General features: G+C 74.1%; 12 protein-coding genes. 5 read left to right on the forward strand and 7 right to left on the reverse strand.

Annotated features, from left to right (window positions below):
• Nucleotides 1-24: 24 nt before the first annotated feature.
• Both Q6347_RS14755 and Q6347_RS14760 read right to left on the reverse strand, forming a co-directional pair.
• Nucleotides 25-696, reverse strand: coding sequence for a response regulator transcription factor (locus Q6347_RS14755; protein WP_304607742.1), 672 nt, complete (start codon nt 694-696; stop codon nt 25-27).
• On the reverse strand, nt 693-2,036 hold the full coding sequence (locus tag Q6347_RS14760; RefSeq protein WP_304607743.1) for a sensor histidine kinase: 1,344 nt from the start codon (nt 2,034-2,036) through the stop codon (nt 693-695). Before Q6347_RS14760 ends, Q6347_RS14755 begins: the two co-directional genes overlap by 4 nt.
• Before the next feature lie 143 nt (nt 2,037-2,179).
• Here Q6347_RS14760 and Q6347_RS14765 point away from each other — a divergent pair, with 143 nt between their 5' ends.
• Nucleotides 2,180-2,866 carry a response regulator transcription factor gene (locus Q6347_RS14765; protein WP_171247662.1) on the forward strand — a complete coding sequence of 229 codons (687 nt, stop codon included), beginning with the start codon at nt 2,180-2,182 and terminating at the stop codon, nt 2,864-2,866.
• A gap of 6 nt (nt 2,867-2,872) precedes the next feature.
• Nucleotides 2,873-4,219: an ATP-binding protein gene (locus tag Q6347_RS14770; RefSeq protein ID WP_171247663.1), complete on the forward strand. Its 1,347-nt coding sequence runs from the start codon at nt 2,873-2,875 to the stop codon at nt 4,217-4,219.
• A gap of 2 nt (nt 4,220-4,221) precedes the next feature.
• Here Q6347_RS14770 and Q6347_RS14775 read toward each other — a convergent pair whose 3' ends face one another.
• Nucleotides 4,222-4,710 carry a GtrA family protein gene (locus Q6347_RS14775; RefSeq protein ID WP_246246680.1) on the reverse strand — a complete coding sequence of 163 codons (489 nt, stop codon included), beginning with the start codon at nt 4,708-4,710 and terminating at the stop codon, nt 4,222-4,224.
• A 45-nt stretch (nt 4,711-4,755) separates the two neighbouring features.
• On the opposite strand from Q6347_RS14775, the gene Q6347_RS14780 reads away from it, so the two are divergent.
• Together Q6347_RS14780 and purE are read left to right on the forward strand one after the other, a co-directional pair.
• A complete protein-coding gene (locus Q6347_RS14780; protein ID WP_304607744.1) occupies nt 4,756-5,988 on the forward strand; it encodes a 5-(carboxyamino)imidazole ribonucleotide synthase in 1,233 nt (410 codons plus the stop codon).
• On the forward strand, nt 5,988-6,500 hold the full coding sequence (gene purE, locus Q6347_RS14785; RefSeq protein WP_304603294.1) for a 5-(carboxyamino)imidazole ribonucleotide mutase: 513 nt from the start codon (nt 5,988-5,990) through the stop codon (nt 6,498-6,500). The genes Q6347_RS14780 and purE overlap by 1 nt, the downstream gene beginning before the upstream one ends.
• Here the strand turns inward: purE and Q6347_RS14790 are convergent.
• From Q6347_RS14790 to Q6347_RS14800, 3 genes are all read right to left on the reverse strand, one after another.
• The gene (locus tag Q6347_RS14790) at nt 6,497-7,849 is read right to left on the reverse strand and encodes an LCP family protein (RefSeq protein ID WP_304607745.1); all 1,353 of its coding nucleotides are present in this window, start codon (nt 7,847-7,849) and stop codon (nt 6,497-6,499) included. The two genes, purE and Q6347_RS14790, sit on opposite strands and share 4 nt — an antisense overlap.
• 1 nt (nt 7,850) lies before the next feature.
• Entirely contained in the window at nt 7,851-9,224 is a 1,374-nt protein-coding gene (locus tag Q6347_RS14795; protein WP_304607746.1) for an LCP family protein, read from the reverse strand.
• 75 nt (nt 9,225-9,299) lie between these two features.
• On the reverse strand, nt 9,300-11,387 hold the full coding sequence (locus Q6347_RS14800) for an N-acetylmuramoyl-L-alanine amidase (RefSeq protein WP_304607747.1): 2,088 nt from the start codon (nt 11,385-11,387) through the stop codon (nt 9,300-9,302).
• 162 nt (nt 11,388-11,549) lie between these two features.
• Between Q6347_RS14800 and Q6347_RS14805 the strand changes: the two genes are divergently transcribed.
• Nucleotides 11,550-12,857 (forward strand): UDP-glucose/GDP-mannose dehydrogenase family protein, encoded by a 1,308-nt coding sequence (locus Q6347_RS14805; protein ID WP_304603298.1) that lies wholly within the window; start codon nt 11,550-11,552, stop codon nt 12,855-12,857.
• Nucleotide 12,858: 1 nt separating this feature from the next.
• On the opposite strand, the gene Q6347_RS14810 is transcribed toward Q6347_RS14805, so the two are convergent.
• Nucleotides 12,859-13,581 carry a TIGR03089 family protein gene (locus Q6347_RS14810; RefSeq protein WP_304603299.1) on the reverse strand — a complete coding sequence of 241 codons (723 nt, stop codon included), beginning with the start codon at nt 13,579-13,581 and terminating at the stop codon, nt 12,859-12,861.
• Between the last annotated feature and the right edge of the window lie 56 nt (nt 13,582-13,637).

Raw genomic sequence — 13,637 nt, forward strand, 5'->3', positions numbered from 1 at the left:
GCCGCCGGGGGCCCGGCGGCCGGTTCAGGCCCCGGGCCGGACGAGCCCGGTCTCGTAGGCGGTCACCACGGCCTGGACCCGGTCGCGGGCTCCCAGCTTGGCGAGCACGCGGCCGACGTGCGTCTTCACGGTCGTCTCGGCGACGAACAGGTCGGCCGCTATCTCGGTGTTGGACCGCCCGCGCGCCATGAGGACCAGCACCTCGCGCTCGCGGTCGGTCAGCGCGGCCAGCGCCGCGTGCTGGGCCGGGGCGGACGACGCCGGCAGCGCCGTGACGAGATGCTCCAGCAGGCGGCGGGTGGAGGACGGCGCGATGACCGCGTCGCCGTGGTGCACCGTCCGGACCGCGGCGAGCAGCTCCTCCGGCGGGGTGTCCTTGAGCAGGAAGCCGGACGCCCCGGCGCGGATCGCCTCGAGGACGTACTCGTCGAGGTCGAAGGTCGTCAGCACGACGACCGTCGGCGCGTCGGAGGAGGCCGTGAGCCGGGCCGTGGCCGTCAGACCGTCCATGGTCGGCATGCGCACGTCCATGAGCACCACGTCGACCCGGTGGTCGGCCAGCAGCCGCAGCGCCTGCGCGCCGTCGGAGGCCTCGACGACCACGGTCAGATCCTCCTGGGAGTCGATGACCATCCGCAGCCCGGCGCGCACGAGCTGCTGGTCGTCGACGAGCGCGACCCGGATCGGCGCGGTCATACGGGCTCCTCGATGTCCTCGGACGGTCCCGTGGTGGCGGGTGCCGAGGCGGGGACCGGCAGGACGAACCGTACCCGCCAGCCTCCGCCGGGACGGGGGCCGGCGGTGACGTTCCCGCCGAAGACGGCTGCTCGCTCCCGCATGCCCAGCAGCCCGAAGCCGGGGCGGCCGTGCGACACCGCGGCGGCACCTCGCCCGTCGTCGGTCACGTCGACGGTCACCGCGTCGGCGGTCCACCGGAGCACCACGGTCACCTGCGGTCGCGGACCGGCGTGCTTGCGCACGTTGCTCAAGGCCTCCTGGGTCACGCGGTGCAGGGTGAGCCCGGCCCCCGGGGGGAGCCGGCGTGCGGTCCCGACCCGGACGAGCGAGACGCGCATCCCGGCACCGCGTGACTGCTGCACGAGCCCGTCGAGCTCGGCGTCGTCCGGTTGCGGGCGCAGGGGCGCGGGGGCTGGCGGTGAAGCCTCGGTCGGCCCGGTCGGACCGTCGGGGCCGACCGGCAGGGACTCGTCGGCCGTCCGCCCGGCGCCGGCCGGGACCGGTGCGCGCGACGTCGCCGCGTCGTCGTCGCGCAGGACGCCGAGCAGTCGGCGCATGTCGGCCAGTGCCGCGCGCCCCGTCTCGGACACGACGCCGAGGGCACGGACGGCCGCCTGCGGGTCGGCCGAGGCCGCGTAGCGGCCGCCGTCGGCCTGGGCGACCACGATCGAGAGCGAGTGGGCGACGATGTCGTGCATCTCGCGGGCGATGCGCGCACGCTCCGCGGCGGTGGCGATCCGGGCCTGCTGGTCGCGCTCGACCTCGAGCCGCTCGGCGCGGTCCCGCAGCGCCTCGACGGTGACGCGCCGGTAGCGGCGCACCAGGGCCAGCGCCCACACGGCCAGCGCGACGGTCGAGCAGAACAGGCTGATCCCGAGCGTGTCCGCGAGCCCTCCGAACCAGGCGTCCTGCAGAACCAGCACCGGACCGAGGAGGAAGCATCCCGCGACGGCGGAGACGATCGCGGTGACGTGGGCCCAGCGTGGTCCGTAGACGGTGACGGCCCACAGGGCGGCGAGCACCGCGACGTCCCCGGGCAGCAGCAGGGGCAGGCCGGAGAGCAGGTGGGCGAGGCCCACGGCGTACACGGCGACGACGGAGGCGACCGGGTGGGTACGTCGCCAGGCGAGGGGGACGACGAGGGCGAGGGACCAGGCCAGCACGGCGGGGCCCCGGCCGGCGCCCGACAGATCGGTGGCGCTGACCAGCACCGCCAGGGCGAGCGTCCCGGCCCCGACGGCGTCGACCCCGAACCGGTGCCCCTCGAACCACCGGTTGACCCGTCCTGACCAGCCCATGGCCGCTAGCCTAGGCAGACGGAAGGCCGGGGACGTCCCCCCAGGGTCTGATCCGTGACGGTTCGTGACATGCCGCACGTCGGGTGATCTCACCGTCGTGTCCGACGTGCCGTGCCCAGGGGTAATGCCGCTAGCATGAGGGAATGACCCACGTACTGCTGGCCGAGGACGACCCGGCGATTGCCGAGCCTTTGGCGCGGGCCCTTTCTCGTGAGGGTTACGACGTCGTCGTGCAAGGAACAGGTCAAGGAGCGATCGACCACGCCGGAGACGCGGACATCGTCGTCCTCGACCTCGGCCTGCCGGACGTCGACGGGCTCGACGTCGCCCGCGAGATCCGTGGTCGGGGCCTGTCGACGCCGATCCTCGTGCTCACCGCACGCGCCGACGAGGTCGACCTCGTGGTCGGGCTCGACGCCGGCGCCGACGACTACGTGACCAAGCCGTTCCGGCTGGCCGAGCTGCTCGCGCGGGTGCGGGCGCTGCTGCGGCGGACCCACGGCGAGGCCGCCGAGGACGAGGAGATGCGTGCGCAGGACGTGCGCGTCGACGTGTCCGCGCACCGCGCGTTCCAGGGCGACCGGGAGCTGCACCTGACCACCAAGGAGTTCGACCTGCTCAAGGTGCTGGTGGCCAACGCCGGCTCCGTGGTCGTGCGGGACACGCTCATGCGGGACGTGTGGGGGTCCGACCCCGTCGGATCGACCAAGACCCTCGACATGCACGTGTCCTGGCTGCGGCGCAAGCTCGGCGACGACGCCAACGCGCCGCGGTACATCTCGACCGTCCGGGGGCTGGGGTTCCGGTTCGAGCTCGGTCAGCAGGTCTGAGGCGCCGTGCGTCGTCGCGTCCTCCAGGCGACGATCTCGGCGCTCGCCGTCGCCGTCCTCCTGCTGGGTGTCCCGCTGGGCATCTTCGGGGCGCGGTACGTCGTCGCCGGTGCCGAGCAGCGGATCTCCGACCGCGTCGACGCGTTCACGCTGACCGTCTCGCGCGCCGTCGAACGGGACGAGCGGCCCACGGACGACCAGCTGCAGCGTGCTGCCGAGGGGCGTGAGGGTGACCTGCCCGCCCGGGTGACCGTCAGCCTGCCCGGGGGCGAACAGCTCACCTACGGCGACGAGGCCTCCGACCCGGTGATCGTCAAGGCTCGCCAGACCGAGAGCGGACGCGCCTGGGTCTCGTTCGAGGTGTCCGCCAGCGGGGCCTACATCCAGGCCGCCCAGATGGTCGCGCTCGTCGTCGTCGCCGGAGTGGTGGCGATCGCGGCCGGGGTGGCGATGGCCGTCTGGCAGGCCAACCGGTTGTCGGCCCCGCTGGTCTACCTGGCGGCCTCGGCCGAGCAGCTCGGGTCCGGCCAGGTCCGGCCGAGCCTGGAACCGTCCGGGGTCGAGGAGATCGACCTCGTCGCGGCCGAGCTGGCCCGGTCCGGGGACCGGCTGGCCGGGCGCCTGGCGGCCGAGCGGCAGTTCACGCAGGACGCCTCCCACCAGCTGCGCACCCCGCTGACCGCGCTGTCGATGCGGCTGGAGGAGATCATGCTGACCTCTCGTGACGAGGAGGTCGTCGACGAGGCCCGGGTCTCGCTCGAACAGGTCGAACGGCTCGTCACGGTCGTCGACGACCTGCTCGCCACGTCACGCCGCTCCCAGGGCGGGACCACGGAGGCCGTCGTGCTCCTCGACGTCGTGCGCCAGCAGCACGAGGAGTGGGCGGACACGTTCGCCGGGGCGGGCCGTGAGCTGGTGATCGACGTCGCCGAGGACCACCGCGTGCTCGCCACGCCCGGGGCTCTCGCCCAGGTGATCGCCACCCTGCTGGAGAACTCCCTGAAGTACGGCGACGGCACCACGACGATCCGTTCCAAGCCCTCCGGACCGAAGAACGCCGTGGCCCTCGAGGTCTCGGACCAGGGGCCCGGGGTCGACGACGAGATCGCCCCGCGGATCTTCGAGCGCGGGGCCTCCACCGGGGGCAGCACCGGTCTCGGCCTCGCGCTGGCGCGCGACCTCGTGGCCGCCGACGGCGGGCGCCTGGAGCTCGCGCAGCGCCGCCCGCCCGTCTTCCGGATCTTCCTCGCGGGCGTCCCGCGCACCCTCGACCCGCGGGTCGTCCTGCCACCGGGCACGACGATCTCGTCGCGCGGGCGCCGGCGCGGGTGGCTGCACCACGAGGAGGGCTGACGTCAGCCCTCGCCGCGGAACACCACCGTGCGGTACATGACGTAGCGGAAGATCATGCTGAGCACGAGGCCGACGCCGTTGGCGGCGACGTTGTCCGCCAGCGCCGAGTCCAGCCCCAGCACGTAGCGCGAGAAGGCCAGGCAGCCGGCCGAGATGGCGACCCCGCCGACGTTGACCGCGGCGTACTCGACCAGCTCGCGGACCCGGCGCCGGGTGCGTCGGGCGGCGAACGTCCAGTACCGGTTGCCGATCCACGACACCAGGGTCGCGACCGCCGCGGCGATGACGCGGACCGTGACGGGCTTGTCGGCCAGGACGTCGACCGGACCGTGCAGCATGAGGTTGAACAGCGCGAGGTCGACCACGAACGCCAGGCCGCCCACGGTCCCGAAGCGCAGCAGCTCCACGCGACGCCGCCACATCAGCGTCACGAACCGGACCGGCCAGATCGACGGCCCGGGGGGCGCGGGTGCGGGGGCCGACGGGGACATGGCCGCCAGCCTATCGCCCGGGCGGGGACGGTATTCTCGTCGTCCGTGACTGCCGCCACCCCGCATCCCGCATCCCCGGTCGTCGCCGTCGTCGGCGGTGGCCAGCTGGCCCGCATGATGGCGCCCGCCGCCGCCGCGCTCGGCGTGCGGCTGCGCGTGCTCGTCGAGGACCCCTCGACCTCCGCCGCCCAGGTGGTCGTCGACGCCCCGGTGGGCGCGGCGTCCGACGACGCGGCGATCCGGGACCTGATCGCACCGGCCGACGGGCGCCCCGCCGCGGACGTGCTGACCTTCGAGCACGAGCACGTCCCGAACGCGCTCCTCGCCGACCTCATCGACCACGGGACCCCGGTGCGGCCGGGTCCGGAGGCCCTCGTGCACGCGCAGGACAAGATCGTCATGCGCCGTCGGCTCACTGCGCTCGGCGTGCCCTGCCCGCGGTGGACGGCCCTGCCGAGCGACCCCGCCGCGGCGCGCGAGGCGCTGGCGGGCTTCCTCGCCGGGACGGCCGACGGCGAGGCCGTGGTCAAGACCGCCCGGGGCGGCTACGACGGGAAGGGCGTGCGCGTGGTCCGCGGCGCCGAGGAGGCCGACGACTGGATCGCGGCGCACCTGGACGGCGGCCCCGAGCTGCTCGTCGAGGACAAGGTCCCCTTCACCCGCGAGCTCGCCGTGCTCGTCGCCCGGCGCCCCTCGGGCGAGATCCGGACCTGGCCCGTCGTGGAGTCGATCCAACGCGACGGCGTCTGCGCCGAGGTGATCGCCCCGGCACCCGACCTGTCGGCCGGGGAGGCCGAGGAGGCCCGTGAGGTCGCGGTGCGGATCGCGGAGGGCCTGGACGTCACCGGCGTCTTCGCGGTGGAGATGTTCGAGACGACCGGGCCGGACGGTGCCCGGCACGTCCTGGTCAACGAGCTGGCGATGCGGCCCCACAACTCCGGGCACTGGACCATCGACGGATCCGTCACCAGCCAGTTCGCCCAGCACCTGCGCGCCGTCCTGGACCTGCCCCTGGGGTCGACGGAGCCGGTCGCGCGGTGGACCGTCATGGCGAACGTGCTGGGATCCTCGCTCGAGCGGCTCACCGACGCCCTGCCCGCCGTGGGCGAGCGGGTCCCCGACGCCCACGTCAACCTGTACGGCAAGGGCGTCCGCCCGGGCCGCAAGCTGGGCCACGTCAACGTCTGCGGCGAGGACCTCGCCGAGGTCCGCCGTCGTGCCACCACCGCCGCCGCCCTGCTGCGCGGCGAGTCACCCGAGACCTCGCAGGAGGACTGATGAGCACCGCTCCCGCCGTCGGCATCGTCATGGGGTCGGACTCCGACTGGCCCGTCATGGAGGCAGCCGCCGACGCCCTGGCCGAGCTCGGCGTGGACTGCGAGGTCGACGTCGTCTCCGCCCACCGCATGCCGACCGAGATGATCGACTACGGCCGCACGGCCGCGGACCGGGGTCTGCGCGTGATCGTCGCCGGGGCCGGCGGTGCGGCCCACCTGCCGGGCATGCTCGCCGCGGTGACGCCGCTGCCCGTCATCGGCGTGCCGGTGCCGCTCAAGCACCTCGACGGCATGGACTCGCTGCTGTCGATCGTGCAGATGCCCGCGGGCGTGCCGGTGGCCACGGTCTCGATCGGCGGCGCCCGCAACGCGGGTCTGCTCGCCGCGCAGATCCTCGGGGCCGGGACCGACGCGGAGTCGTTGGCCCTGCGGCAGCGGATGGTGGCCTTCCAGGACGAGCTGCGCGAGGCGGCGCGGGCCAAGGGCGACCGGCTGCGGGCCGCCCGCGGCTAGAGCCCGCCGACCGTGCTGCCCGGCTCGAGGTCGCCGTCGCGGACGTCGAGCCAGAACTGGTCGGCGTCGTCGGACAGCAGCACGGTGGAGCCGACGCCTCCGGGCTGGTAGTTCGGGCTCTCGATCGGCGGGGTGCCGGTGACGCCCTCCGGTCCCGTCGCCGCCCGGAAGGCCAGGGCCAGCCGCCCGAGGTCCACGATCCCCGTGTCCTCGTCGACGACCAGCGCGCCGGTGCCCGCGTCGACGAGCTGGACCTGGTCGAGCGGGTTGAGCAGCACGCCGGGCTGGACGGCGGTGTCGGCGACGGCACCGATGACCTGGCGCTGCCGTTCGGCCCGGCCGATGTCGCCCTTCGGGTCCGAGTAGCGCATCCGGGAGAACGCCAGCGCGGTGGCGCCGTCGGCCACGTGGCAGCCGGCCTCCCAGTCGAGCTCGCTGCGCTTGTCCTTGACGGTCTCGTCGTAGCACAGCTCGACGCCGCCGACGGCGTCGACGATCTCCTCGAGGCTGCCGAACCCGACCTCGGCGTAGTGGTCGACGGTGAGGCCGGTCAGGCCCTCGACCGTCTCCACCAGCAGCGGCGGGCCGCCCCACGCGTAGGCGGCGTTGATCTTGTTGGCGCCCTCGCCCGGGATCTCCGCGTAGGTGTCCCGGGGGATCGAGATGAGGGAGGCGGGCCCGCTGCGGGGGGAGTGCAGCACCATGATCGTGTCGGTGCGGGCGCCGGACGTCCCGTCGTCGACGCCCCCGGACCCGCGGGCGTCGGACCCGGCGAGCAGATACGTGGTCCCCGGGGTCCCGGACGCGTCGGAGAGCGCCTCGGTGTGCTGGATCTTGCCGTTGGCCCACACGAGCAGGCCGACCGGCCAGGCCAGGAGCAGCACGAGCACCCCGGCCAGGACGAGGATCGCGACGCGCCCCTTGCGCACGCGGAAGCCGTCGTCGCCGGAACCCGTGCGCGGCCCGGCGGGCGGGCCGGCGGGCGGCGGCGTGCGGCGCTGCGGGGCGGCGCCCGCGCGTGCCGCGGAGGGCTGGCTCGAGCGCGCGGCCGGCGCGTGGGACGCCGGTCGCGCCGTGCGGCCGCCGCCCGGAGGGTAGGAGCGCGGTGCGCGGTCCGGCGTGGCGGAGCGTCGGTCGGGCGCCACGGGGATCTCGCGCGACGACTGGCGGCGGACGCGGGGTTCCCGGGGCTCCATCGGGACGGCGTCGTCGCGCCGACCGACCCGCCCGGTGGGGCGGGACGGTCGCTCGGAACCGCCGACCGAGATCGCGTCGTTGGTCGACGCCGGTCGCGAGCTGCGTCCCCCGGCGGGGGTGAAGCTCGGCGGGATACGTCGTTCGTCGGTCATGTCAACCCTCGCAGACCGCGGTCACGTCGGCCCCGGTGAAGGCTTCCTCGCGGGGGTCGCGGGTCTGGCCGGGGGATGGTTCGTCGCTCGGCGTCGCCGTCGATCCGCCGGACCCGTCGGCGCCGGAGTCCGTGGCCGACGTCGTCGTGACGTCGGACTCGGCGGCCGCGTCGCCCTCGGGCGTCCCGGACCCGCCGTCCGACGACCCGCCCTCCGACGACCCGCCGTCCCCGTCCCCCGCGGTGGAGCCCGACTCGTCGGCACCGGCGACGACCTCGCTCAGCGGACGGTCGTGCCGCAGGTCGTCCCACACGGAGGCAGCCTCCGCGTCGAGCACCACGTTGGCCGGGTTGTCCGGGTCGTAGTGCCACGGGACGGTCATGAAGGCGATGTTCCCAGGCCGCACCCCCCGCGCGCTGTACGCCAGCCCGGCGAGTCCTTGGACCGAGGCGAAGTTGCTGCTCATCGTCAGGGAACCCGTGGTCGCGCCGAGGAACTGCAGGAGTCGCGCCGAGTCGGTCAGCATGTTCTGCTCCAGCACCGTGCGCGCCAGCGCGGCCATCATCTCCTGCTGGCGGGCGATGCGTCCGATGTCGGAGCCGTCGCCCAGGCCCTGGCCCGTGCGTGCCCGGGCGTACTGCAGCGCTGTCTTGCCGTCCAGGTTCTGCACGCCCGCCGACAGGACCAGGTTGTCCGCCTTGGGGGCGTCGATGTCGTTCGGGATGCACATCTCGACACCACCCAGCGCGTCGATCATGTTCCGGAAGCCGGAGAAGTCGACCACCACGAATCCGTCCATGCGGACGTCGGAGATCGTCTCGACGGTCTTCATCGTGCACAGCGCGCCGGACTCGACGTCATGGCCGTAGTCGTACCCCTGGGAGAACGCCGCGTTGAACTTCACCCCGTACAGCGGGGGTGTCTCGCCACCCGACGACGTCGGGCACGAGGGGATGTCGGTCGTGGTGTCCCGCGGGATCGACATCAGCTCCACCCGGGACCGGTCCGCCGCCAGGTGCATGATCATCGTCGTGTCGGCCCGAGCACCCTCGGTGCCGTCGTCGTTGCCGTTGTTCCCCTCGCGCGAGTCGGAGCCGAGCAGGAGGATGTTGAGCGGCGCGCCGGCGTTGGGGTCGTCGGGGACGACCTTCTCCGGACGGTCCTCGCCCAGCGCGGCGTCGGCGTCGATGGCGGCGATGTTCCCGCTGAGCGTGACGGCGGCCGTCGCGGCGCCGACACCCACGAAGGCGAGCACGGCCGTCATGACCAGCGCGCCGAGGCGCAGGATGGACGTGCCCTGCTGCGTGCGGGCGTGCGCCGGCCCGGTCGCGGAGCCGTCTCGCGGTGCGATGTGGCGGGCAGGCGGGTAGGTCACGAAAGGCGAGCATAGATGCCACGGGCCACATCTCTGCGTCAGCGGACCGCCGTTCCCGTAGAAATCCTGTGAGGGTTAGAGCGGTGGGCCCTCCGGCAGCTGCCGTTTCGTGACCTTGAGGATCACGTGGACCGGTGGCCTCACGCCGTCGTTGAGGTTCTCGGCGCGGGCCCGGGAGACGGGACGCAGCACGCCGTCCCGGAGGACGTAGAGCTGGCTCTGGTTCCGGACGCGCACCACGACGAGCTCGGGCCGGCCGGGGAGCCGGGGGACGGAGAGCATCAGTGCCTTGCTCCAGTGCTGGGTCACGGCCGAGGCGCGGACGTTGCCGGTGCCGTCGATGCGCACGAGCCCTTGTCGTGACACGAGGAACTCGCGTCCGTTCCTGCGGACCACCACTCCGGTGGTGGGCGGGATCCGGGGCATCAACGACACGCTCGGCCCGTCAAGTCGTGCCGTGTCGAGCTCGCCCAGCGGGGTTCGCCGGTACAGCGGGTTGTTGAGGTAGCCGTGCTTGCGGCCACCCACCACGAGGCGTTTCCGCCCGGTGTCCCGGTTCACGACCACCACGGCCGACCGCACCACGGGCGACCCGTAGGACAGCCGGTCGATCGCGCTGAACGCCATCCGCACGACCGGTGTCTCCTTGTTGATGCGACGCAGGGACTCCATGTCGAGGGCCTCACGCTTCGTGCCGTCCACGATGCGGTAGAGCCGACCGTCCGTGGTGCGGACCGTCTGCTGCAGCCGGCCACCCGGCTCGAGGGCGTTCGACTGAGCCCAGGTGATGGGTATCGCCTTCCTGCAGGAGGCTCCGTACTCACGCACGATCGAGCAGCCGCCGACGTGCTTCCGGCCTTGCTCGACCAGGGCGAAGGTCCCGTTCGGACGCTCGACGAAGGTTCCGTCGGGCACGTCGAGGGCTGCGGCCGCTTCCTGGATGGCGGCCGCGCGGCGCCGGATCTCGCCCAGCTTCTCGTACAGGGTCCTGCCCGGACAGGCCGTGTAGCCGACGTCCCGATGGCCGAAGACGTGGGCGAGGGGCGTGCCGTCGACCGTGGTCGAACCGTCGGCAGGCACGCCGTGCAGCGCGAGCTTCCAGGCCAGGAGGTCCACGACGGCGCCGACGGCGGCGTTCGACACGGTCGCCGTCTCGTAGTTGCCGAGGACGCTGACACCGGTGGAGACGCTGTTGTACCCCTGGGCGTGGGCGCCGATCGTCTGCGCGGTGATCCCGCCGGCCCGTCCTTCCCACAGCCGGCCGAACTTGTCGACGACGAAGTTGTAGCCGATGTCTCCCCAACCACGGGTCTGGGCGTGGTAGGCGTAGATCCCGCGGATGATCCCGGGGACCTGACCCTCGGAGTACGAGTTCGTGCCGGCGGTGTGGTGGACGGCGGCCGCGCGGACGTCGCCCTGCCGCGGTGTCCAGCTCATGATCGACTCGTCGGCACCCCAGGCGGCGCGTGACACGATCGTGGGGCGGTCCGGGACCGGTACCGCGGCGACGGCGGCACCGTGCGGCGAGGCCGCCGTCGGCGGTACGGGCACGTCGTCGTCGGCCGGCGACGTCCCCGGATCGACGACGGAGAGCTCCAGGTCGCGCACGGACCCGGCCGCCGGGCCGGTCACGCGGGCCTGCACCTGCGCGACGTCACCGACGACGACCGGTTCCGTCCCGTCCAGCGTGCCCTGCGGCGACGGCTCGACGGCGACGTGCTCCCAGGGTCCCCAGCCGGTGTCGCCGTCGGACGTGGCACCGGCCGTCCGGGAGGTGCGGACCTCGACGTCGAGCGCCCGGGCGGCGACACCGCCGGTCCAGGTCACGCCCACGACCCCGAACCCGGTGACGTCCGCGGTGGCCAGGAGCGCGTCGCCGGCGGCTCCGGTGTCTCCCGAGGTGTCGTGCGCCCGGCCGCCCCGGCGCTGTCCGCCGCGGGGATCCGGCACGAACGCCGTCCGGTCGGTCGTCGCCCGGACCGGTTCCGGCCGGCTGTCGGGTGCCGCCCCGAGCGGTCCTGCCGCCCCGGACGCCGTCGGCGTCCCGCTGTCGGGGGCGGAGGGCACCGCCTGAGCGCCGGGGACGGCGACCAGTGAGAACGTCAGCAGGCCGACGAGGGCGGTCGTCAACGACCTCCACCCGGCGCGTGCGGCGTGGGTCACCCGAGGAACGCTACGAGCGCCCCTGGGCACCCGCACGCCCGACGCGGCCGTCCGGCGCCTCGACCAGCAAGTTTCACCCGCACCCGCCGGCCGCCGAGTGTTCACACAGCGGCCATCCCTGACGCCTGGGGGTGCGCGGGTCCGCGACCTAGACTCGCAGGCATGCGGGTCTCCGTGGTGGGTCTGGGGTATCTGGGTGCCGTGCACGCGGCGTCCATGGCGTCGCTGGGCCACGAGGTCGTGGGGGTCGACGTCGACGCCGCGCGGGTGGAGTCGTTGGCGCTGGGCAAGTCGCCGTTCTTCGAGCCGGGGTTCGACGAGCTGTTGGCGCGGGCGGTGGGTGCCGGGCGGCTGTCGGTGTCGGCGGACGTGGCGGCGGTGGCCGGTGCGCGGGTGCACTTCGTCTGTGTGGGCACGCCGCAGGCGGCGGGCTCGGGGGCGGCGGACCTGTCGTTCGTCGAGGCGGCGGTGTCCTCGTTGGTGCCGCACCTGGCCGTGGGTGACGTGGTGGTGGGCAAGTCGACGGTGCCGGTGGGTACCGCGACCGGGCTGGCCGCCCGGGTCGAGGCGGTGGGCGCCACGTTGGTGTGGAACCCGGAGTTCCTGCGCGAGGGGTTCGCGGTGGCCGACACGTTGCACCCGGACCGGATCGTGTACGGCGTCCCGGAGGGGGAGGTCGGCCGGCGGGCCGCGGCGCTGCTGGACGAGGTGTACGCGACCCCGCTGGCCGAGGGGACTCCGCAGGTGGTCACCGACTACGCCACCGCCGAGCTGGTCAAGGTCGCGGCGAACTCGTTCCTGGCCACGAAGATCTCGTTCATCAACGCGATGGCCGAGCTGTGCGAGGTCGCCGGCGGCGACGTGACCCGGCTGGCGGACGCGATCGGGCACGACCAGCGCATCGGGCGCAGGTTCCTCAATGCCGGGCTCGGGTTCGGCGGGGGGTGCCTGCCCAAGGACATCCGGGCGTTCATGGCCCGCGCGGACGAGCTCGGGGCCGGAGAGGCGGTGGCGTTCCTGGGCGAGGTCGACGCGATCAACACCCGGCGGCGGGCACGGATGGTCGAGCTGGCCGTCGAGGTCCTCGGCGGGGACGTGGCCGGGGCGCGGGTGGCGGTGCTGGGGGCGGCGTTCAAGCCCGACAGCGACGACGTGCGCGACTCGCCGGCCCTGGACGTGGCCGCACGCCTGGACGGGCTCGGCGCGCACGTGGTGGTCCACGACCCCCAGGCGATCGACAACGCCCGCCGCAAGGAACCCTCCCTGGCCTACGAGCGCGACCTCGAGGCCGCGCTCACGGGCGCGGACGTGGTGCTGGTGCTGACCGAGTGGCGCCACTACCGCGACCTGGACCCCGCCCGCGCCGCCGGCCTCGTGGCCCGTCCCCAGGTCCTGGACGGACGCGGCGCCCTGGACCGCGACGCCTGGCAGGCCGCCGGCTGGACCTACCGCGCCCTCGGCCGTCCCTGAGTCAGGCCCGCGTGATCTGCTCGGTGGCCACGAGCCGCTCGAGCCGTTCGGGGTCGCCGTCCAGGGCCTGCGCCGTCGCGGCCGAGGTCAGGACGACCGAACCCCCTGCTGCCCACACGGTGAGGACCTGGGCGAGGACCTCGGCAACCGCCCCGGTCCCGCGCACCAGGACGCGCCCGGCATCGTCGTCGGTGGTCGGTACGGGCTCGCCGCCGGCCAGCGCGGTCAGCGGGGTGCCCGCACCGGCCGCCGGGTCGACGACGATGGCGTCGCCGTAGGTCATGACCGCTCCCGCGGCGTCGACGGCGCCCGGCGGGAGCTCACCCTCGAAGCGACGGGCGAGGGCCGGCAGCGCGACGGCGACGAGCTGGTCGGTCCCGGTCCACGCGTCGGGGCGGGAGGTGACGACCACGTCCGCGTCCGCGCGGTCCGGAGAGTCCGCGGCCGGGTCGAGCAGCGCCACGTCGGCCCCGCACCGGGCGGCGGCCAGCGCCCAGACGACCTGCCGCCAGCCGACGGGCAGGTCGACGACGACGTCGCTGCCCGGCTCGGTGTCGAACTCCTCGACGAGCAGGTTGACGGTCTTGGCGACCCAGTTGTCCACCACGGCGCCGGACAGCTCGATCCGTTCGCCGTCGTCGCCGTACCAGGTCAGGGCGGGCCGTCCGCCGAGGGCGGTGAGTCGGGCGAGGAGGCCGGTCGCGGTGGTGTCTGGGGTGGTCACCGGACCACCCTACGAGGTGTCCAGGAACCTCAGAGGTACCTCAACGGGACCTCAGT

Origin of the sequence: Isoptericola sp. b408 (assembly GCF_030588085.1) — a bacterium.
In the GTDB taxonomy this organism is placed as follows: Bacteria; Actinomycetota; Actinomycetes; order Actinomycetales; family Cellulomonadaceae; genus Isoptericola; species Isoptericola sediminis.

What these genes read in the sequence shown, in the direction of transcription:
- Q6347_RS14805 (WP_304603298.1), top strand. Translation starts at nt 11,550, where the DNA reads ATGCGGGTCTCCGTGGTGGGTCTGGGGTATCTGGGTGCCGTGCACGCG.
- Q6347_RS14790 (WP_304607745.1), bottom strand. Translation starts at nt 7,849, where the DNA reads ATGACCGACGAACGACGTATCCCGCCGAGCTTCACCCCCGCCGGGGGA.
- Q6347_RS14775 (WP_246246680.1), bottom strand. Translation starts at nt 4,710, where the DNA reads ATGTCCCCGTCGGCCCCCGCACCCGCGCCCCCCGGGCCGTCGATCTGG.
- Q6347_RS14760 (WP_304607743.1), bottom strand. Translation starts at nt 2,036, where the DNA reads ATGGGCTGGTCAGGACGGGTCAACCGGTGGTTCGAGGGGCACCGGTTC.
- Q6347_RS14765 (WP_171247662.1), top strand. Translation starts at nt 2,180, where the DNA reads ATGACCCACGTACTGCTGGCCGAGGACGACCCGGCGATTGCCGAGCCT.
- purE (WP_304603294.1), top strand. Translation starts at nt 5,988, where the DNA reads ATGAGCACCGCTCCCGCCGTCGGCATCGTCATGGGGTCGGACTCCGAC.
- Q6347_RS14755 (WP_304607742.1), bottom strand. Translation starts at nt 696, where the DNA reads ATGACCGCGCCGATCCGGGTCGCGCTCGTCGACGACCAGCAGCTCGTG.